General features: G+C 62.2%; 23 protein-coding genes. 17 read left to right on the forward strand and 6 right to left on the reverse strand.

The features are described from left to right. Positions 1-128 precede the first annotated feature (128 nt). The 4 genes from ileS to Q5Y75_RS15785 all read left to right on the forward strand — a co-directional run bounded on the left by ileS (position 129) and on the right by Q5Y75_RS15785 (position 4,747). Positions 129-3,044 (forward strand): isoleucine--tRNA ligase, encoded by a 2,916-nt coding sequence (gene ileS, locus Q5Y75_RS15770; RefSeq protein ID WP_306199155.1) that lies wholly within the window; start codon positions 129-131, stop codon positions 3,042-3,044. 94 nt (positions 3,045-3,138) lie between these two features. Then, positions 3,139-3,594 carry a methylated-DNA--[protein]-cysteine S-methyltransferase gene (locus Q5Y75_RS15775; protein ID WP_306199156.1) on the forward strand — a complete coding sequence of 152 codons (456 nt, stop codon included), beginning with the start codon at positions 3,139-3,141 and terminating at the stop codon, positions 3,592-3,594. Between the two features lie 68 nt (positions 3,595-3,662). Next, entirely contained in the window at positions 3,663-4,121 is a 459-nt protein-coding gene (locus Q5Y75_RS15780; RefSeq protein ID WP_306199157.1) for a hypothetical protein, read from the forward strand. Beyond that, entirely contained in the window at positions 4,118-4,747 is a 630-nt protein-coding gene (locus tag Q5Y75_RS15785) for a class I SAM-dependent methyltransferase (protein WP_306199159.1), read from the forward strand. Before Q5Y75_RS15780 ends, Q5Y75_RS15785 begins: the two co-directional genes overlap by 4 nt. Here Q5Y75_RS15785 and Q5Y75_RS15790 read toward each other — a convergent pair. From Q5Y75_RS15790 to fsa, 4 genes are all read right to left on the reverse strand, one after another. Further along, complete coding sequence (locus Q5Y75_RS15790) at positions 4,719-5,420, reverse strand: CDP-alcohol phosphatidyltransferase family protein (protein WP_306199161.1); 702 nt, start codon at positions 5,418-5,420, stop codon at positions 4,719-4,721. The two genes, Q5Y75_RS15785 and Q5Y75_RS15790, sit on opposite strands and share 29 nt — an antisense overlap. Positions 5,421-5,489: 69 nt before the next feature. Next, positions 5,490-6,410 (reverse strand): tyrosine recombinase XerC, encoded by a 921-nt coding sequence (locus tag Q5Y75_RS15795; protein ID WP_306199163.1) that lies wholly within the window; start codon positions 6,408-6,410, stop codon positions 5,490-5,492. Further along, a complete protein-coding gene (locus Q5Y75_RS15800; protein ID WP_306199165.1) occupies positions 6,407-7,150 on the reverse strand; it encodes a DUF484 family protein in 744 nt (247 codons plus the stop codon). The genes Q5Y75_RS15795 and Q5Y75_RS15800 overlap by 4 nt, the downstream gene beginning before the upstream one ends. Positions 7,151-7,338: 188 nt before the next feature. Further along, the gene (gene fsa / locus Q5Y75_RS15805) at positions 7,339-7,992 is read right to left on the reverse strand and encodes a fructose-6-phosphate aldolase (RefSeq protein WP_306199167.1); all 654 of its coding nucleotides are present in this window, start codon (positions 7,990-7,992) and stop codon (positions 7,339-7,341) included. A gap of 128 nt (positions 7,993-8,120) precedes the next feature. Between fsa and Q5Y75_RS15810 the strand changes: the two genes are divergently transcribed. Then, on the forward strand, positions 8,121-10,316 hold the full coding sequence (locus Q5Y75_RS15810) for a primosomal protein N' (RefSeq protein WP_306199169.1): 2,196 nt from the start codon (positions 8,121-8,123) through the stop codon (positions 10,314-10,316). A gap of 36 nt (positions 10,317-10,352) precedes the next feature. Here Q5Y75_RS15810 and Q5Y75_RS15815 read toward each other — a convergent pair whose 3' ends face one another. Next, entirely contained in the window at positions 10,353-11,045 is a 693-nt protein-coding gene (locus Q5Y75_RS15815; RefSeq protein WP_306199171.1) for a class I SAM-dependent methyltransferase, read from the reverse strand. A 225-nt stretch (positions 11,046-11,270) separates the two neighbouring features. On the opposite strand from Q5Y75_RS15815, the gene Q5Y75_RS15820 reads away from it, so the two are divergent. From Q5Y75_RS15820 to Q5Y75_RS15830, 3 genes are all read left to right on the forward strand, one after another. Then, entirely contained in the window at positions 11,271-12,503 is a 1,233-nt protein-coding gene (locus Q5Y75_RS15820) for an MFS transporter (RefSeq protein ID WP_306199174.1), read from the forward strand. Between the two features lie 70 nt (positions 12,504-12,573). Beyond that, complete coding sequence (locus Q5Y75_RS15825) at positions 12,574-13,446, forward strand: 50S ribosomal protein L11 methyltransferase (protein WP_306199176.1); 873 nt, start codon at positions 12,574-12,576, stop codon at positions 13,444-13,446. 104 nt (positions 13,447-13,550) lie between these two features. Then, entirely contained in the window at positions 13,551-13,895 is a 345-nt protein-coding gene (locus tag Q5Y75_RS15830; RefSeq protein ID WP_306199178.1) for a hypothetical protein, read from the forward strand. Between the two features lie 94 nt (positions 13,896-13,989). Here the strand turns inward: Q5Y75_RS15830 and Q5Y75_RS15835 are convergent, their stop codons facing one another. Then, on the reverse strand, positions 13,990-14,208 hold the full coding sequence (locus tag Q5Y75_RS15835; protein WP_306199180.1) for a DUF1127 domain-containing protein: 219 nt from the start codon (positions 14,206-14,208) through the stop codon (positions 13,990-13,992). Positions 14,209-14,531: 323 nt separating this feature from the next. On the opposite strand from Q5Y75_RS15835, the gene ruvC reads away from it, so the two are divergent. The 9 genes from ruvC (at position 14,532) to tolB (ending at position 21,526) form a co-directional block, all read left to right on the forward strand. Continuing rightward, entirely contained in the window at positions 14,532-15,029 is a 498-nt protein-coding gene (gene ruvC, locus Q5Y75_RS15840) for a crossover junction endodeoxyribonuclease RuvC (protein ID WP_306199182.1), read from the forward strand. Then, positions 15,026-15,700 (forward strand): Holliday junction branch migration protein RuvA, encoded by a 675-nt coding sequence (gene ruvA / locus Q5Y75_RS15845; protein WP_306199184.1) that lies wholly within the window; start codon positions 15,026-15,028, stop codon positions 15,698-15,700. Before ruvC ends, ruvA begins: the two co-directional genes overlap by 4 nt. Positions 15,701-15,703: 3 nt before the next feature. Then, complete coding sequence (gene ruvB / locus Q5Y75_RS15850; protein WP_306199186.1) at positions 15,704-16,723, forward strand: Holliday junction branch migration DNA helicase RuvB; 1,020 nt, start codon at positions 15,704-15,706, stop codon at positions 16,721-16,723. Positions 16,724-16,786: 63 nt separating this feature from the next. After that, positions 16,787-17,410 carry a hypothetical protein gene (locus Q5Y75_RS15855; protein WP_306199188.1) on the forward strand — a complete coding sequence of 208 codons (624 nt, stop codon included), beginning with the start codon at positions 16,787-16,789 and terminating at the stop codon, positions 17,408-17,410. Further along, a complete protein-coding gene (gene ybgC / locus Q5Y75_RS15860; protein WP_306199190.1) occupies positions 17,407-17,790 on the forward strand; it encodes a tol-pal system-associated acyl-CoA thioesterase in 384 nt (127 codons plus the stop codon). Before Q5Y75_RS15855 ends, ybgC begins: the two co-directional genes overlap by 4 nt. 107 nt (positions 17,791-17,897) lie before the next feature. Further along, entirely contained in the window at positions 17,898-18,593 is a 696-nt protein-coding gene (tolQ, locus tag Q5Y75_RS15865) for a protein TolQ (RefSeq protein WP_306199192.1), read from the forward strand. A gap of 3 nt (positions 18,594-18,596) precedes the next feature. Further along, entirely contained in the window at positions 18,597-19,079 is a 483-nt protein-coding gene (gene tolR / locus Q5Y75_RS15870) for a protein TolR (protein WP_306199194.1), read from the forward strand. Positions 19,080-19,088: 9 nt separating this feature from the next. Continuing rightward, entirely contained in the window at positions 19,089-20,210 is a 1,122-nt protein-coding gene (gene tolA / locus Q5Y75_RS15875) for a cell envelope integrity protein TolA (protein WP_306199196.1), read from the forward strand. After that, positions 20,207-21,526 (forward strand): Tol-Pal system beta propeller repeat protein TolB, encoded by a 1,320-nt coding sequence (tolB, locus tag Q5Y75_RS15880; RefSeq protein WP_306199198.1) that lies wholly within the window; start codon positions 20,207-20,209, stop codon positions 21,524-21,526. Before tolA ends, tolB begins: the two co-directional genes overlap by 4 nt. Positions 21,527-21,592: the final 66 nt, after the last annotated feature.

Here is a 21,592-nt window from a genome sequence, read left to right on the forward strand (position 1 = left end):
TGTCTGAAGGCCATCATTATTCGAATTACGACCCCGGCGCTCTGATCTGACGAGACGCCGGGCAAAGGTGTTTGAGACCTCGCACCGACCCAACATCCGACCATATGCCATCGACAAGGACGCCACCCATGTGCGCCGACACGACCCAAACGCCCGACTACAAAGACACGCTGAACCTGCCCAAAACCGATTTTCCGATGCGCGCCGGCCTGCCCAAGCGCGAGCCCGCATGGCTGGAACGCTGGGAGACCATCGGCGTCTATGACCGCCTGCGCGAGAAACAGGGCCGCACGCCCTTTACCCTGCATGACGGCCCGCCCTATGCCAATGGTCACCTGCATATCGGTCACGCGCTGAACAAAACCATCAAGGACATGATCGTGCGGTCCCATCAGATGATGGGCTTTGACGCGCGCTATGTGCCGGGTTGGGACTGTCACGGCCTGCCGATCGAGTGGAAGATCGAAGAACAGTACCGCAAGAAGGGCAAGAACAAGGACGAGGTGAGCATCGTCGACTTCCGTCAGGAATGCCGCAAGTTCGCCGAGGGCTGGATCGACATCCAGCGCGAAGAGTTCAAGCGCCTGGGCATCACCGGCAACTGGCCCGATCCCTACATCACCATGGACTATCACGCCGAGGCCGTGATCGCAGACGAGTTCATGAAGTTCCTGATGAACGGTACTTTGTATCAGGGCTCGAAGCCCGTGATGTGGTCGCCCATTGAGAAAACCGCACTGGCCGAGGCTGAGGTTGAGTATCATGACAAGGAAAGCTTCACCATCTGGGTGAAGTTCAAGGTCGTGAATGCGGGTGATTTGGACGACGCCTTCGTGGTGATCTGGACGACGACGCCCTGGACCATGCCGTCCAACAAGGCCGTCGTGTATGGCAAGGACATCTCCTATGGCCTGTACGAAGTCACTGGCGCACCGGAGGAATGCTGGGCCGCTGTGGGTGACAGGTTCCTGCTGGCCGACAATCTGGCCGCCGATGTGCTGGGCCGTGCCCGTCTGAACGACGACCAATGGACCCGCGTGCGCGACGTAACCGCAGGTGAACTGGCAGGCGTCCAACTGGCCCATCCGCTGGCCGGGGCCGAGGGCGGCAATGGCGAATGGGACGATATCCGCGACTTCCGTGCCGCCGAGTTCGTAACCGACACCGAAGGTACCGGTTTTGTTCACTGTGCGCCCTCGCACGGGATGGAGGAATTTGAACTCTACCGTGATCTGGGAATGCTGGAACAAGTCATCACCTACAATGTGGAAGATGATGGGTCGTTCCGCAAAGGGCTGCCGTTCTTTGGCGGCACATACATCCTGTCCCGCAAGGGTGGGGAAGGCGACGCGAACAAGGCGGTCATCGACAAGCTGGCCGAGGTCGGCGGGCTGCTGGCGCGTGGCAAGATCAAGCACAGCTATCCGCATTCGTGGCGCTCGAAGGCGCCGATCATCTATCGCAACACGCCGCAGTGGTTCGCCTCGGTCGACCGTAAGCTGGATGACGGTATGGGAGAGATGGGCGACACCATCCGCGAACGTGCCCTGCGGTCCATCGACGAGCTGGTGAGATGGACCCCGCAGACCGGCCGCAACCGCCTGTACTCAATGATCGAAGCGCGCCCGGACTGGGTTCTGTCGCGTCAGCGCGCCTGGGGCGTGCCGCTGACCTGCTTTACCAAGAAAGGTGCTCTGCCCACCGATGCGGATTACCTGCTGCGCAGCGAAGAACTCAACGCCCGCATCAAGGCAGCGTTCGAACAGGATGGCGCGGATATCTGGTACACCGACGGGTTCAAAGAGAAGATCCTCGACGGCATCGTTAACCCGGATGACTACGAGCAGGTGTTCGACGTGTTGGACGTGTGGTTTGACTCGGGTTCGACCCATGCCTTCGTTCTGCGCGACCGCGAAGACGGGACTGAGGATGGCATCGCCGATGTCTATATGGAGGGCACCGACCAGCACCGTGGCTGGTTCCATTCGTCCATGCTGCAGGCCTGCGGCACCAAGGGCCGCGCGCCTTATCGCAACGTGGTGACCCACGGCTTCACGCTGGACGCCAAGGGCAACAAGATGTCCAAATCGCTGGGCAACACCATCGTGCCGGAAGAGGTCGTCAAACAATACGGCGCCGATATCCTGCGCCTGTGGGTGGCCCAGACCGACTATACCGCCGACCAGCGGATCGGGCCGGAGATCCTGAAAGGCACTGCCGACAGCTATCGTCGCCTGCGCAACACCATGCGGTTCATGCTGGGCTCGCTGGCCGATTTCTCCGAGGCTGATCGGGTCGCGCCCGAGGATATGCCGCGTCTGGAACGCTGGGTTCTCAGCCGCTTGGCCGAGTTGGACGCGCAGGTGCGCAAGGGCTATGCGTCCTTCGATTTCCAGGGCGTCTTCAGCGCGGTCTTTACTTTTGCGACCGTCGATCTGTCGTCCTTCTATTTCGACGTGCGCAAGGATGCGCTCTATTGCGACGGAGACAGCCTGCGCCGTCGCGCGGCCCGCACCGTTCTGGATATCCTGTTCCACCGCCTGACCACATGGCTGGCCCCGGTTCTGGTCTTCACCATGGAAGAGGTCTGGCTAGAACGCTTCACGGCGGATGACAGTTCGGTCCATCTGGTGGACTTCCCCGACACACCTGCCGAGTGGCGCAACGCAGAGCTTGAGGCCGGAATGGCCAAAATCCGTCGCGTCCGCCGCGCCGTGACCGCTGCGCTGGAGGTGCAGCGTCAGGACAAGGTGATCGGTTCCAGCCTCGAAGCGGCACCGATCGTGCATGTGGAGGATGGCGAAACGCGCGATCTACTGGCCACGTTCGACGTGGATGATATGTGCATCACCTCGGGCCTGACCGTCACCGGCGATCCTGCCCCGGCCGAGGCGTTCCGTATTCCGGAAATCGAAGGTGTTGGCGTCGTGTTCGAAAAAGCCGAAGGCGCCAAATGCCAGCGCTGCTGGAAAATCCTGCCCGATGTGGGCCGCCATGCGCATGCCGGTGTTTGCGGTCGTTGCGACGAGGCGCTTTCGGCGTGATCCATCACAAGGGCCGCTGTCATCAGGTGGCTTTGATGGCGCGGCAACCGGAATAGGCTTGCAGCCAACCGCTTGGGTCTGTCAGGCTGCGATCATGAATATGATCGCAGTCGAGACGCAGTTCGGCATATTGGGCATCACTGAAGAGGCCGGGGAAATCACCTCGGTTGTCTGGGACGGCGTCAGTAGCGGTGACGAAACCCCCGTGCTGCAAGAAGCCGCCGCGCAGATGCGCGCCTATGACCGGGGCGCGCTGGAGGATTTCGACCTTCCGCTGCGCGTCGCGGGCTCTGACCTGCAGCAATCGGTGTGCGCCGCGATGCGGGAAATTCCTTTCGGCTATACCCGCACCTATGGCGAGATTGCCCGCGATCTCGGCGTGCCTGCGCAGGCCATCGGGCAGGCGTGTGGCGGCAATCCGATCCCGGTGATCATCCCGTGCCATCGCGTGATGGGAGCCAAAGGGCTGACCGGGTTTTCCGGCAAGGGCGGGGTCGAGACCAAGGTTGCGCTGCTGCGCCACGAAGGGGCTGCCGGGCTGCTTATTTGAGACAGATCAATGCGTTGACGCCGGCCTTTCGGGCATCCTTCGCAGCAGATTTGAAAAGGAAGACGACAATGACGGATCGTGCCGCCTTGAAACAGGCTGTTGTGGCAAAGCTGATGTCGCTGGAAGAGGCTGAACTGGCCGATGCCATCGCCCATTACGAAGCGTTCATGGCGGATTCCCGACTGGATGAGCGTGAGACACATGACAAGGACGATCTGGCCGCCTCGCGCGAGAATGCCGATCTGGCCGCCGCTTTCGATACGCCGGTGCAGGCCCATCACGCCAAGATCGACGTTATCGAGAACACCGATTTCAGCCTGACTGATGCCGTCGGTCCCGGCGCCATCGTCTCATTCAAGGATCGCAGCTTCGTCGTCTGCGTCTCCACCACCCGGTTCGAAGTGGAGGGCACGACCTATATGGGCGTATCGACCGCCAGTCCGATTTACAAGGCGATGGCGGGGCTGGAGGCAGGTGAGAGCTTTGGCTTCAACGGGACCGAGTTCGAGATACAGGACGTTCTGTGAAACCCGAGGGCTCAACCTCGGTCGCCGGTATTCTTGCAGCATATGACAAGGCTGCGGATACGCTGGCCGAGCAGCTTGAGGAGTTGAGCACAGCCGCGATCCTGCAGCCGGTTGCGGGGTTTCTGCCAAAAGACCCGGCGCGAGTGCTGGATGTGGGCGCGGGAAGTGGACGCGATGCGGCGTGGTTTGCCGGGCAGAGGCATCAGGTCTGGGCGGCGGAACCGGTTGACAGTTTGCGCCATGCGGCGCGCGACCTGCACGAGAGCGCGGCGATCACATGGCTTGACGATGGCTTGCCTAATTTGCGGCAATCCACTGCGCTGGGCATGACGTTCGACCTGGTTTTGCTCAATGCGGTGTGGCATCACGTTCCGCCTGCGCTTCGGGAAGCCTCGATCGCCTCACTGGCAGGGCTGACCGGACCGGGCGGGCGATTGATCATGTCCCTGCGCGAAGGCCCCTCGGACCCGGCGCGCCCGGCTTTTCCGGCGGCGGTGGACAAGACCATTGCACAGGCCGAAGCACAGCAGCTCAGGCTGCTGCGGCGCAGTTGGGTGGAGGCGGTGCAGCCCGAGAACAGGCGCAGCGGTGTGATCTTCACCTGGCTGGTTTTCCAGCGGGAATGATCTGCTGCGCGATGCCTGCAAAAACCAGATAAAGACTGGTCAGGACAAGCCCCCAATGCGCCCAGCTTTCGGGATGGAAATCGACCCAGGCGGCCCAGCCGGCAAAGAAGGTCCACGCCAGCGCCATCGACAGGCTGAGCGGACGCCAGCGTTCGGTCCGCACCGGATGGATGAATTTGAGCGGCAGGAACATTGCCACCGCCAGGGCGCTGACTAGGCACAGGCTGACCCAGAAATTCGGCTCCAACGCGAAAATCACCAGGACCACCATGTTCCAGCAACCGGGGAATCCGGAGAAGGAATTATCCTTTGTTTTCATCCGTGTGTCGGCAAAGTATAATGCACTGGCGAAGGTGATGATGATGATTGCAAACCAGCCGGTCCAGCCATCCATCAAACCTGATTTGAACAGCGCAAAGGCCGGGATGAATACGTAAGTCAGATAGTCGATGATCAGATCCAGCAACACGCCGTCGAACTCGGGGGCATTTTTCTTGACGTGATAGTGCCGCGCCAGCGGGCCGTCGATGCCGTCAACGATAAAGGCCACGACAAGCCAGAGAAACATCAGGTCCCATTTCGCATCCACCGCGGCCAGCATGGACAGCATCGCGAAAACAGCTCCGGTGGCTGTGAAAAGGTGAACGCCAATCGCGCGTTTTCTCGGTGTCATTCCGGTTTCATGACCCAATTCATTGCGAACTGCAAACCCTTGATCGGGGGTTTTAGCTGTGATCCGACGTCACGCCTTGGGATGGGTGCGCTCATAGACTTCCATCAGCCGAGCCGTGTCGACCGCCGTATAGGCCTGCGTTGTCGACAGCGAGGCGTGGCCCAGCAATTCCTGGATCGAGCGCAGATCACCGCCCGCCGCCAATAGATGCGTGGCAAAGCTGTGCCGCATCGCGTGGGGCGTGGCGGAGGCGGGCAGGCCAAGCTGGGCGCGGGCGCGGGCCATCGCGCCCTGGATTGCGCCGGGATTGAGGCGACCGCCACGCACTCCGCGAAACAATGGTGTGTCCGCTTCCAAAGGGTGGGGGGACAGGCGCAGATAGGTCTCGACCGCATCACGGGCGGCGTCGATCACCGGCACCACCCGCTCCTTGCCGCCCTTGCCGATGATGCGCAAAGTGGCAGGCAGCGGCGCATCTGACCCTTGCAGCCCCAACGCCTCGGAAATGCGCAACCCGCAGCCATAAAGCAGCGTGACCACCGCCACATCGCGCGCGGCGACCCAATCGGTGGTCGATTGTAATTCAACCGTGTCGATCATGGCGCGGGCGGCATCTTCGGCCAGCGGGCGCGGCAGTTTCTTCTGGAACTTGGGCGCGCGGGCGGAGAGCACGGCGGTGGGTTCGAACCCCTCGCGTTCGGCCAGCCAGCGATAGAAGGTCTTGACCGCGGACAGCTTGCGGGCCAGCGAGCGGGCCGCGATGCCGTCACTGCGCGCCTTGGCCATCCAGGCGCGCATATCCGATATCGTGATCCGTTCCAGCGCGCCGAGGCCCTGTGGTTCGCCCTTGTGCAAGGTCATGAAGGACAGGAACTCGGTAACATCGCCGCCATAGGCGGTGATGGTGTTTTTCGCATTGCCCGCCAGTGCCTTTTGCGCATCCAGCCAGTGCTGCAGCGCGTCCCGGCAGGCGGGCGAAATCAGGCTCATGACAGCCAGTGGCGCATCGCCCTTTCGAATACGCCTGCAAAAAACGCCAGCAAGTCAGTACCTTGCTGTGGGGTGAACTGATGCGGGTCTTCGGCCCCCATGGCCAGCATGCCCGGCAAGCGACCAGAGCCGAAATCCAGCCGCAGGCAGGCCTCGCACCTGATCTGCTGGGCTGTCTGGCCATAGACCTGCGCCGAGCCCTGCTGCAACTGGCGCAGCGTCACTTGACGAGGGCTGCCGTCGCGGGCGCTGGGCAGATAGCGGTCAATGAAGCCGGGCTCCGCAACCATCAGAACCTCGCCCAGCCGCTTGACGGCGGGGTCGTCCTTGTTCTGTGCGGTTTCCAGCACCAGCGTGACCTTGTCGACCCGCAGGATATCGGCCACCTCGCCGCCAAGATCGGCCAGAAAAGTCTCAAACGTGGTCGGGTCCAGCATTCGCAGGATGGCGCGGTGGACCTGATTGGTGCCTGCAAGGTTCTCGTAAGCCGCCGCGATGACAGAACGATGGGTGTCTTCCAGCCGATCCAGCCGGGTTTCCAGCCGTTCCATCGCGATGCCGCGCAGATCGACGATATTGCCGCCCATCGACCGCTCATTCGCTGCGACAAGCGCACGCATCACGTCCTGATCGTCCAGCACAGCATCCGGCTTGGCAAGGATCGCATCACGCAGGGATTCGTCCAGCTCGGGGCGGACACGTGTCTTGGGGTCTTCGTTTACTTTCGGGCTACTGCTCATCTGTGCCTCGTTTTTATCTTGGACAAACGTATAACACAGGAATTTCGATTTGCGCGCCTTAAATCCGCTAAACACTACTAAATCTGGTAGCGGGGCGAATTGATCGACGCTTTTGTGCCACAGCCCCGGAGAGGCGGCAAAAAAAAGGAGCGCGGGGCGCTCCCTTCCTGCTCGTGCGCAAACGGAGCTCAGAGGATTTTCTGACCTGTTTTGGCCCAATCCGCCAGGAACGCCTCAAGTCCTTTGTCGGTCAGCGGGTGATCGGCCAGTTTCTTGATCACGCCCGGAGGGGCGGTGATCACATCCGCGCCGATCCGCGCGCTTTCGGTGACGTGGTTCACGGTTCGGATTGAGGCCGCGAGGATTTGGGTTTCGAACCCGTAATTGTCATAAATCTCGCGGATATCGGCGATCAGGTCCATGCCATCCATGTTGATATCGTCCAGCCGCCCGATGAAGGGCGAGATGAAGGTCGCGCCCGCCTTGGCGGCGATCAGCGCCTGATTGGCCGAGAAGCATAAGGTCACGTTGACCATGTGGCCTTCGTCGGTGAGCGTCTTGCAGGTTTTCAGACCGGCCCAGGTCAGCGGCACTTTCACCGCGATGTTGGGCGCGATCTTGGCCAGCTTGCGGCCTTCGGCGATCATGTCGTCGGCTTCGGTGGCGACAACCTCGGCCGAAACCGGCCCGCCGATCAGGTCGCAGATTTCCTTGGTCACTTCCAGAATGTCGCGGCCCGATTTCAGGATCAGCGAGGGGTTGGTGGTCACTCCATCGACCATGCCCAGATCGTTCAACTCGGCAATCGCGTCGATTTCGGCGGTGTCTACAAAGAATTTCATGGCGGCGGTCCTTTGATGGGTTGGCGCGGGATCGGCTTGGCTTTACCTCATAGAGACCCGTGCGGAAACCCCCTGAATCAGAGGTTTCGTTAGCGCAAACATGATTTCTGCCCGAAAGAGGCCTCTTCTTGGACGATCCCGGCTTTTTCGACGAAGGTGCTCTGGTGGCGGTCCTGACCGCGCAGCCGCTGGACCGGCTACTGGATTACAAGGCCCCCGAAGGCGGGTGTTTTCGGGGCGCGTTTGTCGAGGTGCCGCTGGGGCCGCGCAAGGTTTTGGGGGTGGTCTGGGGGCCGGGGCGCGGTGATTATGATCGCTCAAAAATCCGCTCGGTGATCCGGGTGCTGGACGTAGCGCCGATGCGGGCCGAGATGCAGGGCTTTCTGACCCGCGCCGCCGATTACACACTGACGCCGATGTCTGCGATGCTGCGCCTTGCCACCCGCGCGCCCGGTCTGGGCGATCCGCCCTCGATGCGCAAGATCTACCGGCTGGGCGATAAGACCCCCGACCGCATGACCGAGGCGCGGACACGGGTGCTGGAGGTGTTGCGGGACTATGGCGGGCTGGCTTTCACACTCAAGGAACTGGCCGAGATGGCGGGCGTGACTTCCTCGGTGGTCAAAGGGCTCGCCAAGCTGGGCGCGGTGCGCGAAGAGGACAGCCCCCGCGATCTGCCTTTTCCTCATCTCGACCCCGATCTGCCCGGCAAATCCCTGACCGAGGATCAACAGGCCGGGGCCGACGCGTTACGCGCCGCCATCCGGTCCGAGCGCTACGGGACCACGCTGCTGAAAGGCGTGACCGGCTCGGGCAAGACCGAGGTCTATCTGGAGGCGGTGGCCGAAACGCTGCGCATGGGCCGCCAAGCGCTTGTCCTGCTGCCCGAGATCGCGCTGACCGCCGAATTCCTGACCCGGGTTGAGGCGCGGTTCGGCGCGCGCCCTGCCGAATGGCACTCGGGTGCGACCATGACGGAACGCCGCCGCATCTGGCGGATGGTCGGGCAGGGCGATGCGCAGCTTGTGGTTGGCGCGCGCTCTACCCTGTTCCTGCCGTTCCAGAACCTTGGGCTGATCATTGTCGATGAGGAACACGACACCTCCTACAAGCAGGAAGATGGCGTGCTCTACAACGCCCGCGATATGGCGGTGCTGCGGGCGGCGATCTGCGGGGCGCGGGTGGTGCTGGCCAGTGCCACACCCTCGCTGGAAAGCTGGGCCAATGCCGAAGCGGGCAAATATGACCGGCTGGAACTGACCGCGCGCTTCGGGGCCGCCGTGCTGCCCGAAATGCGCGCTATCGACATGCGCGCCGAGCAGATGCCAGCGGCAAGCTGGATATCCCCCAGCCTGCGGCGCGCGGTGACGGACCGGTTGGAGAAGGGCGAGCAGTCGCTTCTGTTCATCAACCGGCGCGGCTATGCGCCGGTGACGCTCTGCCGGGCCTGCGGCCAGCAGATCGGTTGCGATCACTGCGACGCGCGCATGGTTGAACATCGGTTCCTGAAACGGCTGATGTGCCACCAATGCGGCGAGACCAAGCCAATCCCCGAAACCTGCCCGTCCTGCGGGGCCGAAGGCCGACTGGCCCCGGTCGGCCCCGGTATCGAGCGGTTGGCCGAAGAGGCCGAAGCCGCTTTCCCGGAGGCCAAGATCGCGGTGCTGAGCTCGGACATGTTCGGCTCGGCCCGTGCCTTGAAGGCCAAGATCGAAGAGATCGCCGAAGGGGACGCGGATATTGTCATCGGCACGCAACTGGTCGCCAAGGGGCACAATTTCCCCAACCTGACACTGGTGGGCGTCATCGACGCTGATCTGGGTTTACAGGGCTCGGATCTGCGTGCGGCTGAGAGGACCTTTCAGCTGATGCGGCAGGTGGCCGGGCGGGCCGGGCGCGCAGAGCGGCCCGGAACCGCGCTCTTGCAGAGTTTCCAGCCCGAACATCCGGTGATCCGCGCGATCCTGTCCGGCGATGAGGCCGGGTTCTGGAAAGCCGAAGCCGCGGAGCGGCAGGCGGCGGGCGTGCCGCCTTTCGGGCGCATGGCCGGGATCATCCTGTCGGGCAGCGATGCCGGGCAGGTCTTTGACACCGGCAACATCCTGGCCCGCAACGACATGGTCCTGCGCCAGATCGGCGCTCAGGTCTTTGGCCCGGCCCCGGCGCCGATCGCCCGCATCCGGGGGCGGCACCGCGTTCGGCTGCTGGTCAAGGCACCGAAGGGTGCCGCTTTGCAGGAGGCGATATCCCGCTGGATCGCGCCGTTGCGCCTGAAGGGTGACCTGCGCCTGAGCGTCGATATCGACCCGCAGAGCTTTTACTGACCGCCGCCCCGCTATCCACCGTGTCGATGACGGCCGTTAAGGATCGGTTTTTGTCAGTAGGCAGGTGAACCTGCGTCGCGCGCGATAGTCATCACAGCCCGGTGCCGCGCCAACATCCGACCAATCGCACCATTTCACGTTGTAATCAAAGCAATCGGCTATGGATTCTATCGCACCCCGGCTCGGGGTTCCGACCGCAGAAAACTGTTGGCCTTCGACCTCTGCGATGGCGTTGTTCGGCTCCCAGGTCTTTTCCTTGCGTACCCTGATGACAGGCTCGTCCAGATCATCAATCTCGCTGTCGATCACGATCACCTTGGGCGAGAGCGCATCCATCAGCTTCAGCATCCCGTAGTGATCGTAGATGTGATAGAAAAAGCCCAGGTTCAGAATGACGTCGAAAGACTGTTTCTCGGCAATTAGCTGCGGCATGACATCAAAGGCGTTGCCGATGATGTAGCGGTGGTTCTTTCCCGCCAAAAGCTTGCCACCCCGCGCCGCGCTTTCCTGACGCCCTTCGATTCCCAAAGTTTCAGCAGCACCCAATTGCTGCGCGGCCCAGGACCAGAACCCAAATCGTGCGCCCAGATCCAATACCTGGCCCCCTTTCAGGGCGTCGTGATCAAACGAGAATATCCGCTTCGCGCGGTTATTCATTCGGGAAAGGTATTTTTCTTTCCAGAAGAAGCCGTACTTGTTTATGTCAGAGGAAAAGACGTCTTCTTTCATATCACTAATTTCCTAACCTAACTGACTGGGATGGAAACGCGAATCTGGCGCTGAGGCAAGTTGGAATTGAACTGGTATCGCATCGTGTGATCGCTCGATAGCTAGTGAGCGCTGCTCTTGACACGGATCAGGACCAGGTCCTCGGGGATGTGCATCAGCGCAGAGGCTATGCGCGCAGCGATCTTGTATCTCGCCAAATCCGCATTATGGGCGTAAGGACGCCTTATGTTCAGACCCTTGCCCCTTGACCAAGCACGTGATCAGCCTTTCTGGCGGCGCCCTGTTGCACTGTTGTTCCTGATGGCGCTGACCATGCCGATTGCCTTCAACGGCTGGAGCGCGCTGCTGAACAACTTTGTCATCGAGGTGGCCAATTTCGACGGCGCGGATATCGGCCTGCTCCATACTGTGCGCGAGATTCCGGGGTTTCTGGCCGTTGGCGTGATCGCGGTCATCATCTTTGTTCGCGAGCAGGTGCTGGCGATGATCTCGCTGATCATGCTAGGGGTCGCTACGGCGGTAACCGCCTGGTTCCCGTCACTGGGCGGGTTGCTTTTTGTCACGCTCATCAGTTCGATCGGTTTTCACTATTACGAAACCGTCAACCAATCGCTGCAGCTGCAATGGTTGCCCAAGGACCGCGCGCCGCAGATACTGGGCTGGCTGGTGGCCGCCGGATCTGCCTCAACGCTGGTGGTTTACGGGTTGATCGTGCTGACCTGGGAGAGGTTCGACCTGTCCTATGATCTGGTCTTTATGCTGACCGGCGGGGCAACCGCAGTGCTGGCAATTTTCGCGATGCTGGCCTATCCGCAATTCGACGCGCCTACACCGCAGACCAAAAAGATCGTTCTGCGCCGTCGCTATTGGCTTTATTACGCGTTGCAGTTCATGGCCGGCGCGCGGCGGCAGATTTTCATCGTATTTGCCGGTTTCATGATGGTCGAACGGTTTGGTTTCGACGTCCATGAACTGACCGGCCTCTACCTGATCAACCTGCTGATCAACATGAGCGTCGCGCCCTTGCTGGGCCGTGCCGTCGCCCGGTTCGGTGAGCGCCGCACGCTGATCTTCGAATATGCCGGGCTGGCCATCGTGTTTGCCGCCTATGGCGGGATCTACTGGTTCGGCTGGGGGGTGGTGCTGGCGGCGACGCTTTACGTGATCGACCATATCCTCTTTGCGCTGGCCTTCGCGCTCAAGACTTACTTCCAGAAGATCGCCGATCCGGCCGATATCGCGCCCACCGCCGCCGTGGCCTTCACCATCAACCATATCGCGGCGGTGTTCCTGCCCGCGCTTCTGGGGCTGCTCTGGGTGGTGTCGCCGGGCGCGGTCTTTGTGCTGGCTGCGATGATGGCGATGGTGTCGCTGCTGCTGTCGCTGCTGATCCCGCGCAATCCCGAGCCGGGGCATGAAACCGTGTTCTCGCGCCCGATGCCCGCCGCCGCCGAGTGAGGCTGCCCAAGACCGCTTGACCTTAGGCCTGCGCGGGCCTAGGCGCTGGGGCGCAGATCAGGAGAGCCCCATGCCCACATTCACTGCCCTGACCACCCTGGAAGGGAAATCCGCCGCCGATGCGCTGGGCGAGGCACTGGAGCGTTTGCAGCCCGAACCCACCGGTGTCGGTGTTTTCGAGGTCGAGGATGGCTCTGGCCTGTGGGAGGTCGGCGGCTATTTCATCGAAACGCCGGACGAGGCTGGGCTGGCCTTGCTGGCGACGGCGTTCGGGGCCAAACCCTTTGTCGTCTCGGAACTGCCCGAAACCGACTGGGTGGCCCATGTGCGCCGCGAGCTGGCTCCAGTGGAGGCGGGTCGCTTCTTTGTCTACGGCTCGCATGATGCCGATAAGGTGCCTGCCGACGCGATCCCGTTGCTGATCGAAGCGGCAATGGCTTTCGGCACCGGCCATCACGGCACCACGCTGGGCTGTCTCAGGGCGCTTGACGGGCTGATCGGTGAGGGGTTCGAGGCCGGTAAGGTCGCAGATATCGGTTGCGGCACTGCCGTGCTGGCGATGGCGGCGGCGCGGGTCTGGGAGGGCACGATCCTGGCCAGCGATATCGATCAGGTTGCGGTTGATGTGGCCGAGGCCAACCTGAGCGCCAACGGCATGGAAGGCACGGTTCGCTGCGTCGAGGCTGCCGGGTTCGACCATGCCGAACTGACCACCAATGCGCCTTATGACCTGATTTTCGCCAATATCCTGAAAGGCCCGCTGATTGCGCTTGCGCCGGAAATCTCGGCCCATTTGCGCCCCGGAGGCTACGCGATTCTGTCGGGGATTCTCAACGAACAGGCCGCTGACGTGGTGCAGGTTTATTCCCGGAACGGAACCAATCTGGTGCACGGGGACGAGATTGGTGAATGGACAACGCTGCTTGTCCAGAAAAAGCCATAGTTTATCCAGGTTTATAAGGCATTTGAGCGATTTGCCCTTGTTTCGTCATAATTGAGCCGTAGCCTGATCATCACTTTCGTGGGGGAAGAAGGATGGAGGCTTCGATGGTCGATTGCCACATGGATTTTGATAGGCGCGTTGCACGCCTGAACAAGAAGCATCAGGCGATGGCGCGCGGCTATACGGCGCGTATGCGCCCGGACGGTCTGGTTGTTGTGAAACCTCGGCGCATGCGGCTGGCGATTTCGCCGCGCAGCCTGTTCCTGTTTATCGGGGCGTTTTTTCTGTTCAAGGGGTTCATCCTCGCCAATCTCGGGACGGCGACTTATGAAGAGCGCCTTGATCGGCTATGGAATGGAACCGGCGTTGAAATCGCCGGGGCCTTCGTGATGCAGGTCGACCCGGTCAGCCAGTTGATCGCCAATCAGATCGGTCCGGTCCTGCGCTGATCACTGATCCGGATCTGAACAAAAAACGCCGCGTGATCAGCATCACGCGGCGTTTTCCGTGTCCATCCCAACCGGGGAGAGGGGATGCGTTTGCTCAGTAGCCGCGTCCGCTCAGGGCAACATCGTCGATGTCGCCGCGGCACATACCGATATCGTCCAGCTCGCGGTCGCTCAGACCCGACAGGGTGTTGCGGGTGATGCGGGCGTCATTCCATTCGACGATTGCGCTTACCCAAGCGTTGAAAGTTGCCCCGATACGGCCAACAAGGCCGAACGAGCCAAAGGTGGTGCGGGTGGTGTCCAGTGCAGCCATATCCTGATCCTTTTGTGCGTGTTACAGTTGCGTCGTAAAGCGCATCTAGGGTGCCCAATTTTTTGCCACAAGAGGCATTTTTGCATGTGTCATATGCAAAAAGCGCATATCTCTAACGCATTGAAATCTATCTGTAACATTCGTGAATTCCGCTTCAGAAACGCGTCGTTTTAGGCTCTTGGGCGGGTCGTTTTCAGGCCGGGTGTCGTGGGCGGAATAGGCGAGGTCGTTTTTGTTTCGCGGTCCAATTCGCTTGGAAAATGTTCGCGTTTCGTGCTACTGCGTCAAAAAAGTCATAAGAGCAGGGCGGGCCGGGACAAAACATGCGGATATTGGGCATTGATCCGGGGTTGAGAACCATGGGCTGGGGCGTCATCGAATCGCATGGCAGCCGGTTGAGCCATATCGCAAACGGCTTGTGCAAATCCTCGGGCGACGATCTGGGCGCGCGGCTGCTGTCCCTGCATGAGCAACTGGTGGACGTGATCGCGCGTTACGCCCCGGATCATGCCGCCATCGAGCAGACCTTCGTGAACAAGGACGGGGCCGGGACGCTGAAACTGGGACAGGCCCGCGGCGTTGCGTTGCTGTCACTGGCGCAGGCGGGGCTGTCGATCGGGGAATACGCGCCGAACCGGGTGAAGAAGACGGTGGTCGGGGCAGGGCATGCCGAAAAGGAGCAGATCCTTTATATGGTCAAGCTGCAATTGCCGGGATGCGAACCCGCCGGGCCGGATGCCGCAGATGCGCTGGCGATCGCCATGTGTCATGCCCATTACGGCGGCAGACCGGCGCTGCAGCTGCGCGAGGTGGGGACATGATTGGCAAGCTCACTGGACGGCTGGATTACCGCGCCCCCGATCACATCCTGATCGACGTGCGCGGGGTCGGCTATATCGTCTATTGCTCCGAGCGGACTCTGGCCGCGCTGCCCGGCGTGGGCGAGGCGGTCTCGCTCTATACGGATATGGTCGTGCGCGAAGACCTGATGCAGCTTTATGGGTTCCCTTCGCTGGTCGAGAAGGAATGGCACCGGCTTCTGTGTTCGGTACAGGGGGTGGGGGCCAAGGTTTCGCTCGCGATCTTGGGCACGCTGGGCCCCGATGGCGTCAGCAGGGCGGTTGCGCTGGGCGATTGGGCCTCGGTCAAAGCGGCCAAAGGCGTTGGCCCCAAAACGGCGCAGCGCGTGGTGCTGGATCTGAAGGACAAGGCACCGGGCGTCATGGCGATGGGCGGCACCATTGCCGAGGCGACGGACGGTCCGGCGTTGGAGGTCGTGGAGCCGACGGAACCCGTTGTCAAACCGACACGGGCAAAACCGCCCAGGCGCGACGCCACGGCGCAGGCAGATGCGCTCTCGGCGCTGGCCAATCTGGGCTATGGTCCGGGCGACGCAGCAGCAGCTGTGGCCGAAGCGGCGGGCGCCAGCCCCGAGGCCGGAACCTCGGACCTGATCCGGGCGGCGTTGCAGCTTCTGGCACCGAAAGGCTAAGCGATGATCGATGCCGACCCTACAATCCGCCCGGAGCCCTTGCCCGAAGACAATGATCGCGCTCTGCGCCCACAGGGCCTGAGCGAGTTCATCGGTCAGGCCGAGGCGCGTGCCAATCTGCGCGTCTTCATCCAGTCGGCCCGCCAACGCGGCGAGGCGATGGATCACACCCTGTTTCACGGCCCACCGGGCCTGGGCAAAACCACGCTGGCGCAGATCATGGCGCGTGAGCTGGGCGTCAGTTTTCGCATGACCTCCGGCCCGGTTCTGGCCAAGGCGGGTGATCTCGCGGCGATCCTCACCAATCTGGAAGCGCGCGATGTGCTGTTCATCGACGAGATCCACCGCCTGAACCCGGCGGTGGAAGAGGTGCTCTACCCCGCGATGGAGGATTTCGAGCTTGATCTGGTAATCGGCGAAGGCCCCGCCGCGCGCACCGTGCGGATCGAGTTGCAGCCCTTCACGCTGGTGGGGGCCACAACGCGGATGGGGTTGCTGACCACGCCGCTGCGCGACCGCTTCGGCATTCCCACGCGGCTGCAATTCTACACCGTCGATGAGTTGCATGAGATCGTCACCCGCAACGCCCGCAAACTGGGCGCGCCTGCCGATGATGCTGGTGCGCGCGAGATCGCGCGGCGCTCGCGCGGCACGCCTCGGATCGCGGGCCGCCTGCTGCGCCGGGTGGTGGATTTCGCGGTGGTCGAAGGCGATGGCCGGATCACCCGCGAATTGGCCGACAGCTCGCTGACCCGGCTCGGCGTCGATAATCTGGGCCTCGATGGGGCCGACCGGCGCTATCTGAAGCTGATCGCGGAAAACTACGCTGGCGGTCCCGTCGGCATCGAGACGCTGTCAGCGGCGCTCAGCGAAAGTCGGGATTCGCTGGAAGAAGTGATCGAACCCTACTTGCTGCAGCAAGGCCTGATCCAGCGCACTCCGCGCGGGCGCATGCTGGCGCAGAAAGCCTGGGCGCATCTGGGCCTGCCCATGCCCAAACGGCAAAGCGATCTCTTTGGTTGAAGCCTGGCCTGGGACATTCTATGCCACCGGCGGCAATAGTTCCGCAATCAGAAGGGGCCGGGCGTGACACCTGACGAGATCGAAGCGCTTTTTACCCGCAGCAGTGGTGATTTCGCATTCGCCCGCTGGGGCAGGCCCATCGTGCCGATAGTATTCGGGGTCGAGGACCAGACGCTTTCGGTGGTCAAAGGCGCGTTCGAGGCGGTGGTGACGCTGGCGGAGCACAAGATGGCCGAGACCGATCCCGAGCTTGGCGCAAATTGCATGGTGTTTTTCTTCCGCGACTGGGCGGAATTGCTGGAGGTGCCCGATCTGGACCGTCTGGTGCCCGATCTGGCGCCGCTGGTGGAGCGGTTGCAAAGTGCGGATGCCAACCAGTACCGGATCTTCCGCTTCGAAGAGGATGGGGCGATCCGTGCGGCCTTTGTCTTTTTGCGGATGGACGAAGAATTGTCGAAAATACCCGCCGAAACGCTGGTGCTGAGCCAGGTGGTGCAGACGGTGCTGCTTTGGTCCGATACCGCCTTTCGCACGCAATCGCCTCTGGCCATTGCCGCAGATACCACGATCCTGCGGCCCGAAATCGCCAGCCTGATCCGTGCTGCCTATGATCCGGTCCTGCCGGGTTCGGCGCAGGACGCCGCCCATGCGCTCAGGCTCTTTGCCCGGATGGAGCCGCCGCAGTGACCCATACCTTCCCGATCCGCGTCTATTACGAAGACACAGACATGGGCGGGATCGTCTATCACGCCAACTACCTGCGCTATATCGAGCGTGCGCGGTCGGACTGGGTGCGCAATCTGGGCAATGATCAGAACGCTATGCGCGAAGCGGGCATCGTCTGGGTCGTGCGCAAGATCGAGGCGGAGTATCTGGCCGCCGCCCGTTTCGATGAGGAACTGGTCGTCGAAACCGAGATGACCAAGCTGTCCGGCGTGCGCCTGACCATGTCGCAACTGGTCAAGCGCGGCGAGACCGAGATTTTCCGCGCCACGGTCACGGCCGTCTGCATGAATGCGGACGGAAAACCCGTGCGCCTTCCGGCAGAGATTCGCGCATTGCTGTAACAATACTGCGCTCAGGGCTGGTTCTGTTGGCAATCAGGCCCAATCTGCGTTAGCGTTCGGCAAAACAAAGGCCGAAAAACCGGCAAGCAGGCAAAAAGAGCAGGTCCATGGAAACAGAAACGCTGGTTCTGGCGCAGGAGATTGATTTCTCGCTGTGGGGGCTGTTTGCCCGTGCCACCTTTACCGTCAAACTGGTCATGCTGATGCTGATCGTCGCCTCGTTCTGGTCGTGGTCGATCATCTTTCAGAAGCTCATCACCTATCGTATGGCGCGCCGCGAGGCGGGTGCGTTCGACCGGTCCTTCTGGTCTGGCGAACCGCTGGACGGGCTGTTCGAAAAGATCGGGCCACAACCGGATGGCAGTTCGGAGAAGATATTCGCCGCCGGTATGATCGAATGGCGGCGCTCGCATCGCAATGATGGCGGCATGATTGCAGGGGCGCAGGCACGGATTGACCGATCAATGGATGTGGCCATCGCAAAAGAGGCCGAAGGGCTGCAAAAGGGCCTGTCGATTTTGGCCACGGTGGGCTCCACCGCGCCTTTCATCGGGTTGTTCGGCACGGTCTGGGGCATCATGAATGCCTTTATCGAGATTGCCGAACAGCAGAACACCAACCTCGCCGTTGTCGCGCCGGGCATTGCCGAGGCGCTGCTGGCCACCGGTCTGGGGCTGCTGGCGGCGATCCCTGCTGTGATATTCTACAACAAGCTGAGCGCGGATAGCGACCGGATCGTTGGCGGCTATGAGGCCTTTGCCGACGAGTTCGCCACCATCCTGTCGCGCCAGTTGGACAGCTGAGCCATGGGCGCGTCGGTTCAGCAAAGCAGCGGGGGTGGCAATGGCCGCCGTCGCGGGCGTCGGCGTGGTGGCCGCGCACAGCCGATGTCCGAGATCAACGTCACGCCTTTTGTGGACGTGATGCTGGTGCTGCTGATCATCTTCATGGTGGCCGCGCCCTTGCTGACGGTCGGCGTCCCGGTGGAACTGCCAAAGACGGCGGCCAGCGCGTTGCCCTCGGATAGTGAAGAGCCGCTGACCGTGACGATCACTGCCGAGGGGGCGGTGCAGATCCAGACCACGGATGTGCCGCGCGCCGAGTTGATCTCGCGCCTGCGTGCCATTGCGGCAGAACGCAGCAGCGACCAGGTCTTCCTGCGCGCCGATGGCTCCATCGCCTATGAGCAGGTGATGCAGGTGATGGGGGCGCTGAATGCCGGGGGATTTTCGAATGTGGGGCTTGTGACCGATACCGGCGGGCCAACATTGGACGAGAGCGGAGAGTGAGGCAGCGGTTTGGACACCGGTACCAAGATCTCGGCAGTGGCACATGTCGCGCTTATCGGCGTGGCGCTCTTTGGGGGTGCCTTCCGCTCGGAACCCTTGCCGTTTGAGGTGCAGGAGGTGTCGATCATAAGCGGCGAGCAGTTTGCCGCCATGACCGCCCCCAACGAGGCCCCTGAAATCACCACTCAGACCGAAGTGCCCCAGACACCCGAGGCGGAAGAGGAACTGGCCACTCTTCCCGAGCCGGAAACGCCTGAGCCGGAGCAAACTCCGCCTGAAGTCGTTCCCGAACCCGAGCCGGAACCAACGCCAGAGGCCGTGATCGAAACACCTGAACCCGAAGTGATCGAAGAGACGCCCACGCTGGAAACGCCCGAGCCCGAGGTTGCCGTGCTGCCCGCCCCGCCGGGCGAGGCCGCGCCCTCGCGTCAAGCCGACCGGGTCGCGCCGCAGCCGGTAGCCCCGCCGCCGCCCGATGCCACGCCGGATGAGCTGGACACACCTCCTGTGGTGGCCGAGGAGGGTGCAGACGAGCCGCGCGAGGAACAGGAAGCCACCGCGCAGGAGGAGGCGACAGACCGGATCGTGACCGAAGCCGAGGAGTCCGCCGAGATTGCCCCGCAACGCTCACCACGCCCGCGTGCACGGCCTCAAAACCTGCGCCAACCGGTTAAGGTGGCCGAACCGGCAGAGCCCGAACCGCAGGAAGACCCAAGCCGCGAGGCGGCCGTGAACGACGCGCTGGCCGAGGCACTGTCGGAGGGCGAAGAAACCACGCCAGAACCCGCCGCCCCCGCGCCGACCGGCCCGCCGCTGACCAGCGGCGAGAAAGAGTCGCTGCGCGTCGCGGTATCCAATTGCTGGAACGTGGGCTCGCTGTCGACCGATGCGCTGGGCACTACCGTGACGGTGGCCGTGACGATGAATCAGGACGGAACGCCAAACAACGGCTCGATCCGGATGCTGGATAGCTCCGGCGGATCGCAGGCTGCGGCCAGACAAGCCTTTGAGGCCGCGCGCCGCGCGATCATCCGCTGTGGCGCGCGCGGCTTCAACCTGCCGGCCGAGAAATTCAGCCATTGGCGTGATATCGAGATGACATTCAATCCCGAGAGGATGCGGATCAAATGATGAGATTTCTGACCAGCATATTCCTGGGGGCCGCCCTGATGGCCGCCCCGGCGGCGGCGCAGAACACACCGCTCCGCATCGAGATCACCGAGGGCGTGATCGAACCGCTGCCCTTCGCGGCCCCGGATTTCGTACCCGACACGCCAGCGGCGGCGCAATATGCCACCCAGATCGCCCGCGTCGTGGCAGCGGACCTGACCGGCACCGGGCTGTTCCGCGAGATTCCGGCAAACGCTTATATCAGCCAGGTGTCCAGCTTTGACGCGCCAGTGCAATTTGCTGACTGGAAGGCCATCAACGCCCAGGCGCTGGTGACCGGCGGGGTCAGCGTTTCGGGCAACACGCTGACCGTCCGGTTCCGCATCTGGGATGTGTTCTCGGACACGGAACTGGGCAACGGTCTGCAATTCACCGGCACGACCGATGGCTGGCGGCGGATGGCACATAAGGTGGCCGATCAGGTCTATAGCCGGATCACTGGCGAGGGTGGGTATTTCGACAGCCGGGTGGTTTTTGTGTCCGAAAGCGGCCCCAAGAACGAACGCCGCAAGCGGCTGGCGATCATGGATTACGATGGCGCGAATGTGCAGTACCTGACCGACAGTTCGTCGATCGTGCTGGCCCCACGCTTTTCGCCCGCAGGCGACCGGGTGCTTTACACCAGCTATGAAAGCGGCACGCCGCGCATCTATGTGCTGGATGTAGGGGCGGTGCAGCGCAACGTGCTGCCGACGCAGGAAGGCACCATGAGCTTTGCGCCGCGCTTCTCGCCGGATGGGCGCAATGTTCTTTATTCGCTGGCGCGCGGGGGAAATACCGACCTCTACCTGATGGATATCAATAGCGGCCAAAGCCGCCAATTGACCAACGCGCCCTCAATCGAAACCGCACCCAGCTACTCACCCAACGGCAGCCAGATCGTGTTTGAAAGCGACCGGTCGGGCACGCCGCAACTCTACATCATGCCCGCAAATGGGGGCGAGCCGCGCAAGATCAGTTCCGGCAAGGGGCGCTATGGCACGCCGGTCTGGTCACCGCGCGGCGATCTGATCGCCTTCACCAAGCAGAGCCAGGGCCGGTTCCATATCGGAGTGATGCGCACCGATGGCAGCGAGGAACGCCTGCTGACCGCCTCGTTCCTGGATGAGGGACCGACATGGGCGCCGAACGGGCGGGTGATCATGTTCACCCGTGAATCTCCGGGCGCGGAGGGGCGCGCGACGCTTTATTCCGTCGATATCACTGGGCGCAACCTACGGCCGGTGCGGACCCCGGACGGGGCCAGTGACCCGGCCTGGTCGCCCTTGCAGAAGTGATACCCCGCGCGTTCACATGCGGGGGCGGCTGTGATAAAAGATGAACAACAAAAAACAAAGTGAGGC

The organism is Ruegeria discodermiae, from assembly GCF_030758345.1.
Lineage (GTDB): Bacteria > Pseudomonadota > Alphaproteobacteria > Rhodobacterales > Rhodobacteraceae > Ruegeria_C.

Coding starts and splice junctions, on each gene's coding strand:
- tolQ (WP_306199192.1), top strand. CDS start 17,898: ATGGAAACAGAAACGCTGGTTCTGGCGCAGGAGATTGATTTCTCGCTG.
- Q5Y75_RS15835 (WP_306199180.1), bottom strand. CDS start 14,208: ATGGCTGCACTGGACACCACCCGCACCACCTTTGGCTCGTTCGGCCTT.
- tolR (WP_306199194.1), top strand. CDS start 18,597: ATGGGCGCGTCGGTTCAGCAAAGCAGCGGGGGTGGCAATGGCCGCCGT.
- ruvA (WP_306199184.1), top strand. CDS start 15,026: ATGATTGGCAAGCTCACTGGACGGCTGGATTACCGCGCCCCCGATCAC.
- tolB (WP_306199198.1), top strand. CDS start 20,207: ATGATGAGATTTCTGACCAGCATATTCCTGGGGGCCGCCCTGATGGCC.
- Q5Y75_RS15820 (WP_306199174.1), top strand. CDS start 11,271: ATGTTCAGACCCTTGCCCCTTGACCAAGCACGTGATCAGCCTTTCTGG.
- fsa (WP_306199167.1), bottom strand. CDS start 7,992: ATGAAATTCTTTGTAGACACCGCCGAAATCGACGCGATTGCCGAGTTG.
- Q5Y75_RS15790 (WP_306199161.1), bottom strand. CDS start 5,420: ATGACACCGAGAAAACGCGCGATTGGCGTTCACCTTTTCACAGCCACC.
- Q5Y75_RS15780 (WP_306199157.1), top strand. CDS start 3,663: ATGACGGATCGTGCCGCCTTGAAACAGGCTGTTGTGGCAAAGCTGATG.
- ruvC (WP_306199182.1), top strand. CDS start 14,532: ATGCGGATATTGGGCATTGATCCGGGGTTGAGAACCATGGGCTGGGGC.
- Q5Y75_RS15795 (WP_306199163.1), bottom strand. CDS start 6,410: ATGAGCCTGATTTCGCCCGCCTGCCGGGACGCGCTGCAGCACTGGCTG.
- Q5Y75_RS15825 (WP_306199176.1), top strand. CDS start 12,574: ATGCCCACATTCACTGCCCTGACCACCCTGGAAGGGAAATCCGCCGCC.
- ruvB (WP_306199186.1), top strand. CDS start 15,704: ATGATCGATGCCGACCCTACAATCCGCCCGGAGCCCTTGCCCGAAGAC.
- Q5Y75_RS15775 (WP_306199156.1), top strand. CDS start 3,139: ATGAATATGATCGCAGTCGAGACGCAGTTCGGCATATTGGGCATCACT.
- Q5Y75_RS15800 (WP_306199165.1), bottom strand. CDS start 7,150: ATGAGCAGTAGCCCGAAAGTAAACGAAGACCCCAAGACACGTGTCCGC.
- Q5Y75_RS15830 (WP_306199178.1), top strand. CDS start 13,551: ATGGTCGATTGCCACATGGATTTTGATAGGCGCGTTGCACGCCTGAAC.
- Q5Y75_RS15815 (WP_306199171.1), bottom strand. CDS start 11,045: ATGAAAGAAGACGTCTTTTCCTCTGACATAAACAAGTACGGCTTCTTC.
- ileS (WP_306199155.1), top strand. CDS start 129: ATGTGCGCCGACACGACCCAAACGCCCGACTACAAAGACACGCTGAAC.